At 51.6% G+C, this 15,314-nt stretch carries 17 protein-coding genes and 1 pseudogene; 9 read left to right on the top strand and 9 right to left on the bottom strand.

The annotated features are described in order from the left end of the window. Positions 1 to 3: 3 nt before the first annotated feature. From merD to H8K27_RS02925, 9 genes and pseudogenes are all read left to right on the top strand, one after another. A pseudogene (merD, locus tag H8K27_RS02960) lies at positions 4 to 645 on the top strand (mercuric resistance transcriptional repressor MerD); the annotation flags it as partial. A 12-nt stretch (positions 646 to 657) separates the two neighbouring features. Beyond that, a complete protein-coding gene (locus H8K27_RS16440) occupies positions 658 to 873 on the top strand; it encodes a DUF3330 domain-containing protein (protein WP_329604338.1) in 216 nt (71 codons plus the stop codon). A 250-nt stretch (positions 874 to 1,123) separates the two neighbouring features. Then, positions 1,124 to 1,387, top strand: a complete 264-nt coding sequence (locus H8K27_RS02955; RefSeq protein ID WP_186861699.1) for a thioredoxin family protein — start codon at positions 1,124 to 1,126, stop codon at positions 1,385 to 1,387. Positions 1,388 to 1,533: 146 nt separating this feature from the next. Continuing rightward, positions 1,534 to 1,863, top strand: a complete 330-nt coding sequence (locus H8K27_RS02950; protein ID WP_222610569.1) for a heavy-metal-associated domain-containing protein — start codon at positions 1,534 to 1,536, stop codon at positions 1,861 to 1,863. Next, positions 1,860 to 2,753 carry a transporter gene (locus H8K27_RS02945; RefSeq protein WP_186861698.1) on the top strand — a complete coding sequence of 298 codons (894 nt, stop codon included), beginning with the start codon at positions 1,860 to 1,862 and terminating at the stop codon, positions 2,751 to 2,753. Before H8K27_RS02950 ends, H8K27_RS02945 begins: the two co-directional genes overlap by 4 nt. Positions 2,754 to 2,762: 9 nt before the next feature. Continuing rightward, positions 2,763 to 3,746: an NHL repeat-containing protein gene (locus H8K27_RS02940; protein ID WP_186861697.1), complete on the top strand. Its 984-nt coding sequence runs from the start codon at positions 2,763 to 2,765 to the stop codon at positions 3,744 to 3,746. Between the two features lie 52 nt (positions 3,747 to 3,798). Continuing rightward, positions 3,799 to 4,215, top strand: coding sequence for a heavy metal-responsive transcriptional regulator (locus H8K27_RS02935; RefSeq protein WP_186861696.1), 417 nt, complete (start codon positions 3,799 to 3,801; stop codon positions 4,213 to 4,215). Continuing rightward, positions 4,212 to 4,478 carry a thioredoxin family protein gene (locus H8K27_RS02930; protein ID WP_186861695.1) on the top strand — a complete coding sequence of 89 codons (267 nt, stop codon included), beginning with the start codon at positions 4,212 to 4,214 and terminating at the stop codon, positions 4,476 to 4,478. Before H8K27_RS02935 ends, H8K27_RS02930 begins: the two co-directional genes overlap by 4 nt. Continuing rightward, positions 4,478 to 5,173: a cytochrome c biogenesis CcdA family protein gene (locus tag H8K27_RS02925; RefSeq protein WP_186861694.1), complete on the top strand. Its 696-nt coding sequence runs from the start codon at positions 4,478 to 4,480 to the stop codon at positions 5,171 to 5,173. The genes H8K27_RS02930 and H8K27_RS02925 overlap by 1 nt, the downstream gene beginning before the upstream one ends. 828 nt (positions 5,174 to 6,001) lie before the next feature. Here the strand turns inward: H8K27_RS02925 and H8K27_RS02920 are convergent. The 9 genes from H8K27_RS02920 to arsS form a co-directional block, all read right to left on the bottom strand. Further along, on the bottom strand, positions 6,002 to 6,292 hold the full coding sequence (locus tag H8K27_RS02920; protein WP_186861693.1) for a DUF427 domain-containing protein: 291 nt from the start codon (positions 6,290 to 6,292) through the stop codon (positions 6,002 to 6,004). 65 nt (positions 6,293 to 6,357) lie between these two features. Beyond that, positions 6,358 to 7,437 (bottom strand): inorganic phosphate transporter, encoded by a 1,080-nt coding sequence (locus H8K27_RS02915; RefSeq protein WP_186861692.1) that lies wholly within the window; start codon positions 7,435 to 7,437, stop codon positions 6,358 to 6,360. A gap of 20 nt (positions 7,438 to 7,457) precedes the next feature. Next, positions 7,458 to 8,495, bottom strand: coding sequence for a methyltransferase domain-containing protein (locus H8K27_RS02910; RefSeq protein WP_186861691.1), 1,038 nt, complete (start codon positions 8,493 to 8,495; stop codon positions 7,458 to 7,460). 386 nt (positions 8,496 to 8,881) lie between these two features. Next, the gene (locus H8K27_RS02905; protein WP_186861690.1) at positions 8,882 to 9,616 is read right to left on the bottom strand and encodes a cytochrome c biogenesis CcdA family protein; all 735 of its coding nucleotides are present in this window, start codon (positions 9,614 to 9,616) and stop codon (positions 8,882 to 8,884) included. Between the two features lie 13 nt (positions 9,617 to 9,629). Continuing rightward, positions 9,630 to 10,010 carry a thioredoxin family protein gene (locus H8K27_RS02900; RefSeq protein WP_186861689.1) on the bottom strand — a complete coding sequence of 127 codons (381 nt, stop codon included), beginning with the start codon at positions 10,008 to 10,010 and terminating at the stop codon, positions 9,630 to 9,632. Between the two features lie 352 nt (positions 10,011 to 10,362). After that, complete coding sequence (locus H8K27_RS02895) at positions 10,363 to 11,070, bottom strand: TIGR04282 family arsenosugar biosynthesis glycosyltransferase (protein WP_329604332.1); 708 nt, start codon at positions 11,068 to 11,070, stop codon at positions 10,363 to 10,365. After that, positions 10,983 to 11,657, bottom strand: coding sequence for a TIGR04283 family arsenosugar biosynthesis glycosyltransferase (locus tag H8K27_RS02890; protein WP_186861688.1), 675 nt, complete (start codon positions 11,655 to 11,657; stop codon positions 10,983 to 10,985). Before H8K27_RS02890 ends, H8K27_RS02895 begins: the two co-directional genes overlap by 88 nt. Positions 11,658 to 11,803: 146 nt before the next feature. Then, entirely contained in the window at positions 11,804 to 13,954 is a 2,151-nt protein-coding gene (locus H8K27_RS02885; RefSeq protein WP_186861687.1) for an FAD-dependent oxidoreductase, read from the bottom strand. Beyond that, positions 13,951 to 14,925, bottom strand: a complete 975-nt coding sequence (gene arsS, locus H8K27_RS02880; protein ID WP_186861686.1) for an arsenosugar biosynthesis radical SAM (seleno)protein ArsS — start codon at positions 14,923 to 14,925, stop codon at positions 13,951 to 13,953. Before arsS ends, H8K27_RS02885 begins: the two co-directional genes overlap by 4 nt. Between the last annotated feature and the right edge of the window lie 389 nt (positions 14,926 to 15,314).

Genomic DNA, 15,314 nt, shown 5'->3' with positions numbered 1-15,314 from the left:
GAGGTGTTCGATGAACGCTTACACAATGTCCTGGCCGGGGTGAGCGTATATATCGTGCGCGACTACCAGCTGCGTGGATTGCTGCGACCGGTTGCTTGCACCATGGGCGGCTACGGCCTGTTTGATGACGCCGCCTTTCAACGGCTGTGCTTTGTGTGGGCCGCCTTCGAGGCGGGTATCGGCCTGGATGCGCTGGCGCGGCTGTGCCGGGCGCTGGGTGCGGCGGACGGAGATCAGGCGGTCGCGCAGCTTGGCGTGCTGCGCCAGTTAGTCGAACGTCGGCACGAAGCGTTGGCCGCTGAGCATCTTGAAATTGATCTGACTGAATCGGTCGCGTTCGGCGATCCGACGATCTTCCCCGCCCTGGAAGCCTTGCGTCGGATCGGTGTACGCTTCGTCGCCGACGACTTCGGCATCGGCTATTCTTGCCTGCAACACCTGAAATGCTGCCCCATTACCACGCTCAAGATCGACCAGTCGTTCATCGCCGGACTCGCCAATGACCACCGCGGCCAGACCATCGTACACAACGTAATTCAGCTTGCGCATGTGCTGGGCATGGAAGTAGTGGCCGAGGGCGCGGAAACATCGGCGAGTCTTGATCTGTTGCGACAGGTAGACTGCGACTCAGGACAAGGTTTCCTGTTCGCCAAACCAATGCCGGTGACGGCATTCGTCGCCTTCGTCAAGCAATGGACGAAAACCGCCATGAACGTCGATGAACCGATCACCAGTTGCTGCGTGTGCTGCAAAGAAATTCCTCTCGATGCTGCCTTCACCCCGGAAGGGACCGAATACGTCGAGCATTTCTGCGGACTTGATTGCTATGTACGCTTTCAGGCACGTGCCAAGGCTGAAGCAGGATCAAGATAGCAATTTTCCGATGGCAACAAGGCGATCAACGAGCCGATAGGCTAACCCGGTCATTGCAGTGGTAAGGCAGAAACCAAACCGAGCCATACTTGAAATTTGGTTACTTCGCTGCAGCGAAGTCACGCAGTCCCAATTAACGCTTGACTTTGGAGTGGCGACCAAGGTCTATCGTAATGATACGCGGGATAGATAGGCTTCTTATGGTCGCTTGCCCTCGCGCACCGTTATCTCATTAACTTGGAGAAATATCATGACTACCAAACGTAAAGTCGAAGTGTTTAGCGCAGGCTGTCCCGCCTGCCAGACCGCCATCGAACTAGTCAATCGCCTCGCATGCAGTTCGTGCGAAATTTCGATCCTCGACATGAACGACATCAATATCGCGAAACGCGCGCGTGATATGGGTGTGTACTCGGTGCCGGCTGTCGCCATCAATGGACAGTTGGCATCGTGTTGTTCGAATGTAGGTATCGAGAAGCAGGCGCTTCGCGCTGCAGGCCTCGGTCAAGCCTAGGCAGCATGGCCCAGGGAGGGGCTCCCGCCGCTCCCTGGATGCCGCGCACCAGCAATTTCTTTGAATAAGCACTTGACCTTGGCACTTACTTCAAGGTCTATCATTCTCATTTATATACCTATTGACTTTAAATGACAGGAAATGCTATGAATTTCAGAACATTAACACAGCGTATGTTTCTCACAATGGCCCTCGCACTGATGGCAACCGGCGTACTGGCTGCACCACCCTTGTACCGGTTACACGTAGACGGCCTGTCCTGTCCGTTTTGTGCCTATGGCCTGGAAAAGAAACTTGGTGAGGTAGATGGCGTCCAGAGCCTCGAAACCAACATCAAGGAAGGCATCGTGACCGTCACTATGAAGGACGGCACACCACTTAGTGAGACCACAGCCAAACAGGCGATAAAAGCTGCCGGTTTCAGCCTGCGCAGACTCGAACCGGTTCAATCCGCCCCAGCGGCACAGACGAAATGAAGGCCGTGCTGAAGACAGGGTTCGCGACCTTTTGTCTAGCGGCTGGAACCGCATGGAGCGCGCCGATCACCTTCAACACGGCGCTGCCGGTGCACGAGGGCGGCTACCTGCTACGCGAACAGTTCGTCTTCATGAAGAACGTCGACGACTCGACGTCAGTTGGGCGCAACATGGAAGCAATAGGCTTGGTGTCGGTGCTGGGCTATGGCGTAACCCGGGATTTCGCACTGTTCGGCATGCTGCCTTACTTCGACAAACGGCTCGACGTGCGAATGGGGGGGCAGGACATTTCGCGAAGCCAGAGTGGTTTTGGCGATCTGACCTTACTGGGTCGTTACACCGCCTACGAATACAACGCTCCCGGGCAAACATTGCGCGTTGCGCCTTTCCTGGGCATCAAGGCGCCCACCGGGGAAGATCATGCCCACGACGGCATGGGACGCCTGCCGCCTCCCCTCCAGCCCGGCTCCGGCTCATGGGATGTGCTCGGTGGCATTGTGCTCACCTATCAGAAGCTGGATTTTCAGATCGACAGTCAGGTGAACTACAAGGCCAGCCGGGAAGCCAACGGTTTTCAGGCTGGTAATGTTGCTAGCCTTGACTCCTCACTTCAGTACCGGATATGGCCACATAACCTGGGCGCTGGCGTTCCCGCTTTTCTCTATGGTGTGCTCGAGGCCAATCTCGTGCATTCCGCAAAGGATCGCAGCGGTGGAGCTGAGGATCCGAATTCGGGGGGGACCACCCTGTTCATAACGCCCGGATTGCAATATGTCAGCCAGAAATGGATCGTCGAGGCCGGCGTTCAGATACCCGTCAGCCAGCATCTTCACGGTACGACACTGAAGAACGATTACGTTTTTACCACTGGCTTCCGAATTAACTTCTGAGGCCAAACTATGCAACTTCAAGCAATAGCCAAGTGGGCTAAAAATATCGTAATCGCACTGATAGCACTACTCACTGTTAGTTGGCTGGCCTTCGTACCGTCGGCCAAGGAGCCACCTTACACCTTTGTGGCTGCGTGGGGCGAGAAAGGCAGCGCGCCAGGACAATTGAATGATCCGACCGGGATCGCTGTCTCCGGCGACGAAGTGTTTGTTTCCGACTCGCGCAACAGCCGTATCCAGGTCTTCGACCTCGACGGCCATTTCAAACGTCAGTTCGGAACGCCAGGCAAAGGTGTCGGTCAGCTCGGCCGCCCCATGAATCTCACAATCCACAACGGCGAGCTTTACGTCGCCGAGTACTTCAACGACCGGATTCAGGTATTCGGGCTCGATGGCGCTCCGAAGCGGATCATTGGAAAATCAGGTAGTGGTCCAGGCGAGTTTAATGGACCAGGTGGTGTAGCGGTGGCACCCAACGGCGACTTGTATGTCCCAGACTTCTACAATCACCGCGTGGAACAGCTTAAAGCAAATGGTGTTTTTGTGCGTCAATGGGGTATCACCGGTGAAAAGGGACACACCGCTGGTGCATTTATCTATCCGACTGATGTCGCGCTCGATAAAAATGGCGCGCTCTACGTCGCGGACGGCTACGCCAATCGCGTCCAGGTTTTCGATACTGAGGGAAAGCCGATCAAGAAATGGGGTGGCCCTTTCGCCATGGGCATTCCCGGTTCATTCAATGGCTGGTTCAAAGTCGTCACCGGCATCGCCGTCGGGCCACAAGGCGATATCTTCGCTGCTGATTTCTATAATCATCGATTTCAGAAATTCAGGGCCGACGGAACCTTCCTGACAAACTTCGGTGGCAAAGGCAGCGGACCAGGGCAGTTTGATCATGCCATCACCATTGCCGTAGCAGGCAACGGGACGATATTTGTGGTTGATTTCGCCAATAACCGAATCGAGAAGTGGATTTCAAGAAACGCTTGACCATGGTGCCTACTCTAAGGTTTATTCTGATACTTACGATTTGGAGGATGCCATGTATACTATTGGTAAGGTAGCCGTACTGGCGGGAGTTAGTCCCGATACGCTGCGCTACTACGAAAAAGAAAATCTGATCAAGCCTGCATCGAAAACCGATGCAGGCTACCGTCTATATGACGATGAAGCCGTGCGCCGCATTCGCTTTATCAAAACGGCACAGCACTGCGGGTTCACGCTGTCAGACATTCACGAGCTTCTAACGTTGAAGCAGACCGATAGTGCCTGCTGCGAGGACGTGCGCAGCGTAGCTATCGAAAAAAAGCTGCGTATAGCACACAAGCTCCAGGTCCTACAAACTATGTCACACGCAATCGATGAACTAATCGAGCGCTGCACCGGCGGCGAGACCGCGACCGATGAATGCCCCATCCTGGCGGCGCTAGAAAACAGTCTCGCCGAGGCGGCCCGATGAGCATCAAAATTGAACTCATTGCCGCGCCGGGATGCGGCAAATGCGTAGCCGCGCAACAGCAGCTCCGTGCCATTGCAACCGCCGTGTTCGGTAACAACGAGGTCGTTTGGCGCGAGGTCAACGTGCTTAAAGAATTCGATTACGCGCTCTCGCTCGGCGTACTGAGCATGCCTGCCATTGCTGTAAATGGCGAATTGAAGTTTTCATCGCTGCCTACCCCTGAGCAATTCCGTATCATGCTAACCAATCTGGAGTCTTGCTGATGGATGCCGAAGCACTGCGTCAGACGGTGGCTCACGCCAGCTTCGGGGCATTGTGGGTCGGATTCGTGACAGGCTTTGTATTCAGCTTCAATCCGGTCGCATTAGCTGCTATACCAGTTTCGCTCGCCTACGTGACGAAATCGCACAGTCCACGCCAAGCGACTCTCTATGGAGGTCTCTTTGTCCTTAGCATGATCTTGACCCACGTCGCTTTGGGTGTGGCAGCCAGTCTAGGCGGCGGCTGGGTGCAACACTTGCTTGGTCGTACATGGGGCGTAGTACTTGGCCCGCTCCTGATTGGACTGGGTCTGATTTGGCCGGGATGGTTGCATCTTCCACTACCGGCGTTGAAGTTACGAGCTAAACCAGTTACAGGAGCATGGGGTGCCTTAGCATTGGGCGTCCCATTCTCTGTAGCGATCTGCCCGTTTTGCACACCGGCGTTGCTAGTATTGCTCGGTATCGCAGCCGGCATCGGCTCACCCGTTTTCGGCGTAGCACTGCTGCTGGCCTTCGCTTTGGGCCGCGCGATTCCGATCTTGCTTGGCGCAATTGCCGTCGGTTGGCTGGAAAGCCTGTCCGGAATGAGAAAATTTCACGCGATATTTGAAATTATCGGCGGGATTTTGCTGGTCGCATCCGGCCTCTATATGCTCAATGCCTACTTCATCATCATTCCTGCACTAGCGGCATAAGATCATCATGAACTGGTACGCATACCCGGAAGCCTGGTCGATTCATATTTAGCAGATATTTGTCCAGTGACTACTTTATACACTGTGAATGGAAGTACGACTGGGAGTCGATCGCTTTTGTGGTCGTGCACTACACTGTGGGCGACATGATGATCGGAACGATCGCATTGATTTTTTCCTTACCATCAGGCAAACCGACCAACTGAAATAGAACAAAAGTCGGCATAATATGAGTTGTTATTACAGTCATCTACACTCTGTTTAGCAAGCGCGTCAACCTGTATCAAGGAAATTGGTCGTATTCGAAATGAATGCCGTTACTGCCCAGGATCGATGCAGGATTTGCACCATTGGCGCAATTGGTCATCGTGCCACTCATCGTTTGTTGATGAGTCGACCGGAGGTATACCCAGACACGGCCACTCAGGTAAAACCATTGATTGCGATTATGACGATGTTTCGCTTTTTCCATATAGGTCATTGCGTTTGGCGAGAAAATCATCGCGACTGATTTCCCCGCGCGCGTAAGTTTTCTCCAGAATGTTGATCAGTCAATCCGATTGCGCTGGCACTAAGTTCCTGCGATCGACCAACATCACAACCGCAACAATCAAACCAGTTGGCACAATTCATACCAGCAACATTCCAAAGCTCATCAATCTTCCTGGGCCATATGCCTAATCCCAACCATGCCATTGACCCATGCGATGCTCCTTCATTTCGTTAAGCAATCGTCAGCAAAACACGATTCTAACGACATGCTCGCGTCGCCCGGATCGATTTTCATTGCAGCAGATCAAAATCATGCAAACGATGTGATGAGTGCAATCAATTTTCAATCTTGACGCCACGCCAGAATGCGATGTAGTTCGCAATCTGTTTGGCCGCATCCAGTGGTCGGCGGTACGTCCATGCGGCATCCCCGTTTGTTTGGCCGTTGACGACTATGTTGAAATAACTTGCCGAACCTTTCCAGTGGCATTGTGTGACTTTATCGCTTGATTGCAGGTATTCCTGATGCACGGCTACTAACGGGAAATAAACATTTCCTTCGACGATTTCAACGGCACTGTCCGATGCTTCCGCAATAACGACGCCGTTCCAGATGGCTTTAGGCATATACTCCTCCAGTCAATTGATAAGATGACACAGGTGACACGCATTGGTAATCATGACGTGGCCATTTAAATTAATTTCAGAGCAATCCACGCAATGCCTGCGGCCATTGGCAAGGTCGCAACCCATGACCACAGGATATTGCGTAATGTGTTCCAATTCAATGATTGGGATCCCGCGCCAACACCTGCGATCGAACCTACTGATACGTGAGTAGTAGAGACAGGCAAGCCCAGTTTGCTGGCGCTCAGTACAAGTGCGGCAGTGATCAGATTTGCGACCACACCTTGCGTGTGTTCCATCCGTGTTACGCGTTGACTCATCGTTTCGGCGACGTGTCTGGCGAACATCAAGCCGCCCAGCGCCATCACGATGGCAATCAACATGATCGACACGCGAACGTCGAGCAGATGCGCTGCGATCAGCAGAGCAGCCAGTTTTGGTGTGTCGTTGACGCCGCGTGCAAAACAGATCAAGCCGGCTGAAAGAATGTGGAGCTGATCCAACAAATGCGTGATGGAAAAGCGAGCACCAGCCCGCATTTGCATGTTGCATGCTTTATCGTTGTTAATGACCAGCCGTGGTGCGCTGAATTGCAGCGTGGCGACGCCTGACTCTGACACCAAGATTAGTTCCGCAGGCAGAACACAAGCGCAGTCGTTGGTAGTAGGTTGCAAACGCAGCAAGCGGTACGCAATGAAACCTAACATGGCTGCCGCTATGGGACTGAACAAGAGCGGCAACATAAAGGTATTCCAGAGCTTCGCGAATTGCACTTCGCTGGGGTTAGATGCCAATCCTGCACCGATCAGGCCACCAATCAAGGCATGGGTTGTGGAAATCGGCAATCCAACACGGGTGGCCATGATGACGGTGATCGTCGCGCCTATACCGATGCTCAGGATGAAATGCGGTGTACTGACGATCACATCGGGCAGCAAACCCTTGCCGGAAAATTGCTGCACGAGGTTTTCAGCAAGGAATAATGAAGCCAAGCTACCTGCAACGGTGGCTACCGTTGCCAACATTAAAGCCGAGCGGTAGCTCAAGGTTTCCGATCCCCACACGGTCGCAAAGCCTTTGAAATTGTCATTCGCGCCATTGCCGAAAGACAGAAATAGGGCAATACCTATCAATAGAAACTCCATCTTTGTTCTCCTTGTTCTATTCAGCAGCAGGCGCTGCTTGTGATGTTGTTTTCATTATCAAAAGGTAGACCGCTGCCGCAGCCTTCAAAAATACCGAAATGACGATTGAAATCACCGATGAAATCGAAATGTGGAGCGAAGCGCGTATCCTGCAACATGCGCCAGGTATTGCCGCATACTGAAAACACCTTCCCGGATTGGATGTCATGATGCTTGTCGAGTGGAAAGCGATCAGGATGTGCAGGAATACTGCCTCGATAAATAACCGCCTGACCATAGTCTTCACAGGCAGTTTCAAGCGTACTCAGTTTGAACAACCGATAGGTAGCCGAAAAAAAGCGAACATTCCCGACACGCGGTACCAGTTCCGGATCAGTAATTGCCAGCGGTCGATCTTCTAACAGACGTGGGTCGATAAAACCCTGACGATGCGCCAAGCGTAAAAAATCGTTCCAATACAATGCACCGCCCAAGCATTCACCGTATAACACGGGGTCATTACGTACCGCATCCGGCACACGCCTGTCGGCATACACGTCAGAAAAATAAAATTCTCCGCCATCCTTGAGCAAGCGTTGTACGCCGCGCAGCACAGCATCTTTATCGGGTGACAGGTTGACCACGCAGTTAGATACGATTACGTCAAAGCTGCCCGGCTCCAATCCGAGTTCATCCAGACGTTCAATATAGCCATGCAAAAAACGGACATTGGAAAAACCGAATGCATCGGCATGAAACGCCTTGTGCCTCTCCGCGACAGCAAGTTGTTCGTCGGTCATGTCGACACCGACCACCTCACCAGTTGGCCCCACCAACTGCGCTAGCGCGTAGACATCGCGCCCCGAGCCGCAACCGAGATCAAGTACGCGGCATCCCTCCAATAGTGGTGGACAAACCAGACCGCAACCGTAATAACGCGAGAGTACCTCCGGATGGATGCGTGCAAGCAAGGGTTTCAGCCAAGCAGGAATTTCACTGATGTCGCAACAGGCACTGGTCTTAAGATCGCCGGTATGTTGCAATTGCCGACCGTAATAGTCTTGAACGATATCATGCATGATAGATCCCGATTTTTAAAATGGAGTTATGAATCAGTCGTTGCCATCACTGTATTCATTACACTCACAGAATAAATTTCGCGTTGCGATCAACGATCTGTCGTGCGCTCATCATTCGGCTATCAAATGATTTGCTGATCGATACCTCTACTCAAGCTCGACAAAAATTTAACTGTTTTATCTTTTGAACAAGCGGCTTCCCAACATGCTCTGTTAACTCCGGCCCAAAACAGATTAAGGGATGATGTTGCGTTTAACTTGCCGTCAGCCCGTTGTAATTTGCGGGCTTCGTATCAATCCGGATGAGTGGCGTAATCGTACATATTTTCCAATTTGTACCTAAGCTCAATTTTTTTTGTGTAATCACCATGTATCATCCAATGAAGTCAGATGCCTACGGTCAGATTAATCCATGCATCTGGTAACCAATTCAAAATCCGAGCTTCAAGCCATTTATCAGCACCGATCAGGATAGCAATCCCCATTACACCGAGCAGTAACGCGAAGCCATAGCGTACAGACTCAATTCGCGCGAGTACCCAATCACGCACGCGCACAAAGCCGCTGCGGGAAGTGTAAGCAACCGCCACCAGTGGCACGGCGGCACCGAGACCGAATATGCCAAGAACAACACCGCCGCGCAGCATGCCACCTTCGCTGGCTACCAATGTCAATGCGGAACCCAGCAAGGGACCAGAGCACGGACTCCATACCAGGCCCAATACGGCTCCGAGCAACAAGGCTCCAGTCAGAGAGCCGCCATCCAGTTTTGTGGAGGCAGCACTGGCTGTATTGGCAATGGGAAGCATCCATTGTGTGAAACGCGTACCCAGCATCGGAATCAACATGACAAGCGCGAACACAATAAGCATCACCGCGCCGCCGGTACGCACCCTGTCAGCATCGATACCCAGCACAGGGCCCAGCGAACCCAGTAACATACCGATACCAGAAAACGAAACGACCATACCCAACCCCATGGCGACGGGCGAAAAACGATTGCCTTGCAAAGCACCACCAAGCACTAATGGCAACAGTGGAAATACACAAGGCGATAAGGTAGTCAGGCTACCAGCAAACAAGCTTAAACCGAGTTGCGGAACGGATAACGCGATCGACATCAATGCCTCCCTGTCACAGCGCCGATTTCAGTGTAGTACGGATGCCTTCCGTCGAGGCATCCCCCACCAGCCTCCCCACTTCCTTCTGCCCTCTGAATACAATCAGGGTCGATTGCGCATTGACCTTAAAACGACGCTTGAGTGCCTTCTCTTTGTCATAGTTCACTACCAACACGGTTAGCTCTAATCCCTTCTCGGACTTCAATTCCTGCAACACTGCCGTTTGCGCACGACAAGTCGGACACCAGTCGGCATGGAAATGCAATGCAATTGGCTTATCGGCTTTTTGCGCAACGTCCAATGCAGCAGCCGAGTAAGGCTGAATTTCGAGTGCATGTGCCAATGCTGCAGCGAAAATAAGTAGCATTGACAGGATGATTTTTTTAATTTGCATGATGTATTTCTTTCATAGATTTTTACATACTCAATCTGCCTTGATTGGATTTAACAGACCGTGCCACATCGTCTCAACTTCCAACGCATTCAGATTTGTGATCCGGTCGAAGGACCCAAAGCTTAACAACTCCAATCGTCGATCCTGAAGTGCTCGACGCAAACTGAGGTAGTGGCCACCTCAAAGCTGCTGCTAATCACATTCTTCGTGGTAAATAGTCGGAAGGACACATCAATTTCTTACACTGCTCCCGATAATCAAAAGCCGTCGTTAATAACGATTCATTAAAAAACGGCGATCAGCAGGTTTTCATCAATAAATTAGACGCACATGAATCGTGAGGTGCCCCCAGTTACTGCTTGGCCTTCATCAACCATGTTGTTGGTAGCCACCTTAAATCAGCAGGTTCGTCGATATCGTGCAACATCCGATGGGTACGTACCGTCCAGCCCAGTTGCTTCAAACGAAACAGTGTTTCGAAAGCGACCGTGTTCGTGCTCCAAGCAATATCCGTGAATAGCAACTGGCTGAATCCGTTCAGGCCAAGTAACGCATAGCCGCCATCAAAGGTAGGAAACAATACGGAATCACTGTGTTGCAATACAGATGCAGCATGCCGTATGTGATACACGCTGAGTTCTGGGCAATCAGTCCCTATCAGTACAACCGATTCACCTGAGTCGATAGTGCCTTGCGCCGCACGTGCCATCCGTTCGCCCAAATCACCCTTCCCCTGATCCGACCAACGCACCGTATCTGGTATCGCCAGTGTTTGCCATACTGCGTCTTTTACCGATGGGGTCACACACAACTCGACCGAGCCGACATCGGCAGCAATCGCTGTTTCCAGCGTGTGCACGAACATGCGTCGTGCGAGGTCAGCCGCTCCCTGGACACTCAGCGCAGGAATCAGGCGCGTCTTGGCAAATCCCGGTTGTGGCGCCTTGGCAAAAATTACAATCCGCACCGATTTCATCGGTAAATCCGTGCCAATTCGGTGGCTGAAACGCCGCACCAGTATCGCCAGCGTAAATACCACATCAGAAAAATCGTACGCCACACGCCATACTTCTCCCAACGTCGTCCAGAAGTGGTAACACAGCGGGCAATGCAGGCCGGACGGGAAATCTTGCGCAAACTTTTGGATAATTCAATATCTTCCATCAACGGCTGATTTGGGAAGCCCCCCGCCATATCGAATGCCGCGCGCGACACAAATATCGCCTGGTCACCAGTGGCGATTCCAGTCAGGCGCGAACGCCAATTCATCATATGCGCGACTATCCGCAACATAACAGGCCGCCCTGAGATGCAGACGTCAAAGCGTCCCCAAGAATGATTACCTTCTGCAAGTGCCTGCTCAACCAGCACTCCCACACCATCTGGCAATTGGGTATCAGCATGCAAAAACAAGAACACCGTGCCGGTAGCGTACTCCACACCAGCATTCATTTGACTGGCACGGCCTCGCGAAGATCGTATCACTGTGAAACCGGCGTATTTAGCGATATCAGCAGAACCATCCACACTACCGCCATCAACGATGATGACTTCGCAGCCATGCCTTTGCAACGGCAACAATTGCTCGAGAAGCAGCGGTAACTGCTGCGCTTCATTGAGAATCGGTATGATGATCGAGAGCTTCATCACTTATCACCTTGGTCGCTGACGGGATTGAATGACAGACTGTGCTCGACAAAATCGACATTCAATTTTTTCTATAAAAAATGAATTAATAATCCCGAAAGACAGTTTCAATGCCTCGCTCCGGGAAAACATAAAGTACCGGGTCATTATCCCCTCATCCACGAGTGATAACGTTCTAACAGAGCCAGTAAGCGCTGTGGTGCATGGGCACGCTTCCATTCGCCAGCAACATATTTGTTCGCTTCTGCCATGGTTGGATAGGTGTGAATCGTACCCAACACTTTGTTTAGACCAAGACCATGCTTCATCGCGAGCACAAACTCCGCCAGTAAATCACCTGCGTGTTCACCCATAATGGTCACCCCCAGAATCTTGTCCTTGCCCGGAACAGTCAATACCTTGACGAAACCATGCGCATTGCCGTCAGCAATAGCACGGTCGAGATCATCAATGCCAAATTTTGTGACTTCGTAGGCAATACCTTTTTTTCTGGCATCCTGTTCATTGAGTCCTACACGGGCTACTTCCGGTTCAATGAATGTCGCCCATGGCACGACCGAATAATCCACCTTGAATTTTTTAACATTCCCGAACAGGGCGTTGACAGCCGCATACCATGCCTGATGTGCAGCGGTATGAGTGAACTGATAAGGCCCCGCCACATCACCGGCTGCGTAGATATTCGGATAAAGTGTCTCGAGATAATCGTTAGTCACCACTGTGCGTGTTGTTTCAATACCGAGGTCTTCCAGGCCATAACCGGAAAGACGTGCCACACGACCGACCGCACATAATAATGCGTCAAATTCGATGCGCTGCTCCACACCGTCATGTTCAACTACGATTAACTTGCGCTCACCTTCCCGTTCACAACGCAATGCAGTGTGACCAGTGAGGACAAGCACACCGTCTCGCTCAAGAGAATCACGCGCTAATGCGGAAACGTCCTCATCCTCGCGCGCCATGATGCGCGATCCCTTTTCAATTTGCGTCACTTGGGAACCAAGGTGTGCAAAACTCTGCGCCAGTTCACACCCAATCGGTCCGCCACCGAGCACAACAAAGCGAGCCGGAGGCACTTCCAGTTTGGCAAACTCCTCCCACAAGGTATCACTGGTGACGTAGCCCACATCGTCCAGCCCAGGTAGTGGTGGTATGAACGGTTGCGCCCCGGTAGCAATGACTATGCTGCGTGTGGTCAATAACTTGATACTGCCGCTATCATGCATAACCTCAACAGTCCAGGGATCGCGTATCCGTGCGTACCCCTGAAATACTTCGACACCAAGCTTGCTGTAGCGTTCCACACTGTCGTGCGGCTCCACAGTGCGGATAACTTCATGCACTCGTGACATAACCTTGCGAAAGCTGAATGTCAGTATTGTATTATCCAAGCCATAATTCTCACCATGCCGCATTTGATGCACAATGCGCGCCGACTTGATGATTGCCTTACTCGGTACACAGCCATAATTTAAGCAATCACCACCCATTTTATGCGCCTCGATCAGTGTCACTTTTGCTTTCACAGCGGCAGCAATATAGGAAGTAACCAGTCCGGCAGCGCCGGCACCGATCACCACCAGATTGCGATCAAACTGTCGAGGACGCCGCCATTTGGCATACACACGGCGGCGCTGCATAAAATACATAATTTGCTTTGCAAGCAATGGGAATATTCCGAGCAATCCAAAAGACAGCAACAAGCCGGGTGACAGAATACCCGACAAGCTCTTCAACTTTGCCAATTGCGTACCTGCATTAACGTATACCAGCGTGCCGGCCATCATCCCAAGCTGACTGACCACGTAGTAAATACGAGTACTGATCGGCGTCAGCCCCATCAAAAAATTCACCAGAAAAAAGGGAAAGACAGGCACCAGGCGCAGCGTGAATAAATAAAGTGCACCATCGCGGATCACACCGTCGTTGATGGCTTTGAGCCGGTCGCCGAATCGTTGTTGAATTAAATCACGTAGCAGATAGCGTGAAGTCAGAAATGCCAGTGTCCCACCTATCGTTGAAGCGAACGACACAATCAATGTACCGCCGAACAGGCCGAATAGTGCACCTGCCGCCAGCGTCATGATGACCGCACCGGGCAACGAAAGCGCCGTGACAAGGATGTAGCTTGCGAAGAATGCTAATCCAACCAAAAGCGGTGAAGTTGCACGCCATGTCTCGAATTGTCCTAGACCGACCTTGAGTCCGTCGAGCGTCAAATGATTATCTAAATCCAGCGCAACATAGGTGAAAATAATCAGTGCAATAAAAGTCAGAATGATGACTTTTTTCATAGAGCACCGCCGCAACTGCTACCCTGTCCGGCAGTACAACCGTAGCAATGGTCGGCCACGCGAATCGTGTATCCCTCAGTATCCTCACGCAACAAATGGCGCAAGTGCGGAGGTCCCTCGCGCAATTGTAGATTTGGTCCGGATGGCAAGCGCAAGCCCAATTGCTGGTTGAAATCGCAATCGTAAAGATATCCTTGCCAATCCACGCTGATAAGATTGCGGCACATGACATGGTCGAGATTAGCTGCAGCAAAATTTTCTTTTAACAAGCGCATGTAGTCATTGAACTTACCCTTAGAAATCAGGGTCGAGCCAAAGCGCTGAATCGGCATATTCACGATAGCAAAAAGCTGGTTGAACACAATACCGAAATGTTTAAACAGCTCGCGTTTATAGTCGATCTCCAGCCTGACTTGATCTGGTGGCAGTGCCGCACCTTGCGGGTTGTAGACCAGATTAAGCACCAGTCCAGAATCTTCCCGGCCATAACCCAAAGTATTGAGTTTTTGCAGTGCTGCGATGCTTTTACTGAACACACCGTCGCCACGTTGTTTGTCCACGTTTGCAAGGGAATAACATGGCAGCGATGCGACAATCTCGACCCGCTGCTGAGCCAAAAATTCGGCCAGATCATCTTGTCCCTGCTCAAACAGAATAGTCAGATTACAACGATCAATGACCTTCACCCCCAAGGTGTTTGCCTTTCGTACCAGCTGCCTGAACCCCTGATGTAATTCGGGGGCACCACCGGTCAAGTCCAATGTCGTGATTTTCCGCGCAGTCAGCACCGGTGGAATCAGCGACATGGTTACGTGATCCATCATTTCGGTCCGATTCGGCCCGGCATTTACATGACAATGTACGCACGTCATATTGCAGCGATAGCCTAAATTGACTTGCAGAGTTGTCAGTTGCTGGCGCTTCAATTGCGGAAATTCAGTTATTCGCAGTAATGGCAGTGTCGCATGCATAACAGTCCTTGATAGTTGCAATGACGGCCAAATGGCCATGTATTGCATCTACTGTCGGAAACGACCCGCAGATTATTACACCACGCATCGCTTTTTCTGTGGCAAGCATATGTAAAGCTACAAACAACACTTGCGACTGTAAGAATTGAACAGGACAAAAAGACAAATACATCACAAACATGACGAGGAGTAAACATGACTAATGCGCTGCGGTTTATCTTCGACACACTTTCCCGAATCGGAACTTCAATTCTTGCGGGGAGCCTAGTGTCTTGCCTGATTATCGGTCGAGTCGAACCCTTACATCTTGGGTTGATGCTGGCAGGTATCATATTGACTGGATTTGGCTACCCTGTTACCAGAAGAAGATAGCTTAAAGAGATGAATCA

Origin of the sequence: Cognatundibacterium griseum (assembly GCF_014284195.1) — a bacterium.
GTDB classification, from domain to species: Bacteria; Pseudomonadota; Gammaproteobacteria; order Burkholderiales; family Burkholderiaceae_D; genus Undibacterium; species Undibacterium griseum.
Note: the sequence above shows the minus strand (reverse complement) of the source record. Positions and strands in the feature narration are given on the sequence as shown.

Excerpts from the sequence above, each read along its gene's own strand:
- H8K27_RS16440 (WP_329604338.1), top strand. The coding sequence starts at position 658 with ATGCCGGTGACGGCATTCGTCGCCTTCGTCAAGCAATGGACGAAAACC.
- H8K27_RS02955 (WP_186861699.1), top strand. The coding sequence starts at position 1,124 with ATGACTACCAAACGTAAAGTCGAAGTGTTTAGCGCAGGCTGTCCCGCC.
- H8K27_RS02950 (WP_222610569.1), top strand. The coding sequence starts at position 1,534 with ATGAATTTCAGAACATTAACACAGCGTATGTTTCTCACAATGGCCCTC.
- H8K27_RS02945 (WP_186861698.1), top strand. The coding sequence starts at position 1,860 with ATGAAGGCCGTGCTGAAGACAGGGTTCGCGACCTTTTGTCTAGCGGCT.
- H8K27_RS02940 (WP_186861697.1), top strand. The coding sequence starts at position 2,763 with ATGCAACTTCAAGCAATAGCCAAGTGGGCTAAAAATATCGTAATCGCA.
- H8K27_RS02935 (WP_186861696.1), top strand. The coding sequence starts at position 3,799 with ATGTATACTATTGGTAAGGTAGCCGTACTGGCGGGAGTTAGTCCCGAT.
- H8K27_RS02930 (WP_186861695.1), top strand. The coding sequence starts at position 4,212 with ATGAGCATCAAAATTGAACTCATTGCCGCGCCGGGATGCGGCAAATGC.
- H8K27_RS02925 (WP_186861694.1), top strand. The coding sequence starts at position 4,478 with ATGGATGCCGAAGCACTGCGTCAGACGGTGGCTCACGCCAGCTTCGGG.
- H8K27_RS02920 (WP_186861693.1), bottom strand. The coding sequence starts at position 6,292 with ATGCCTAAAGCCATCTGGAACGGCGTCGTTATTGCGGAAGCATCGGAC.
- H8K27_RS02915 (WP_186861692.1), bottom strand. The coding sequence starts at position 7,437 with ATGGAGTTTCTATTGATAGGTATTGCCCTATTTCTGTCTTTCGGCAAT.
- H8K27_RS02910 (WP_186861691.1), bottom strand. The coding sequence starts at position 8,495 with ATGCATGATATCGTTCAAGACTATTACGGTCGGCAATTGCAACATACC.
- H8K27_RS02905 (WP_186861690.1), bottom strand. The coding sequence starts at position 9,616 with ATGTCGATCGCGTTATCCGTTCCGCAACTCGGTTTAAGCTTGTTTGCT.
- H8K27_RS02900 (WP_186861689.1), bottom strand. The coding sequence starts at position 10,010 with ATGCAAATTAAAAAAATCATCCTGTCAATGCTACTTATTTTCGCTGCA.
- H8K27_RS02890 (WP_186861688.1), bottom strand. The coding sequence starts at position 11,657 with ATGAAGCTCTCGATCATCATACCGATTCTCAATGAAGCGCAGCAGTTA.
- H8K27_RS02885 (WP_186861687.1), bottom strand. The coding sequence starts at position 13,954 with ATGAAAAAAGTCATCATTCTGACTTTTATTGCACTGATTATTTTCACC.
- arsS (WP_186861686.1), bottom strand. The coding sequence starts at position 14,925 with ATGCATGCGACACTGCCATTACTGCGAATAACTGAATTTCCGCAATTG.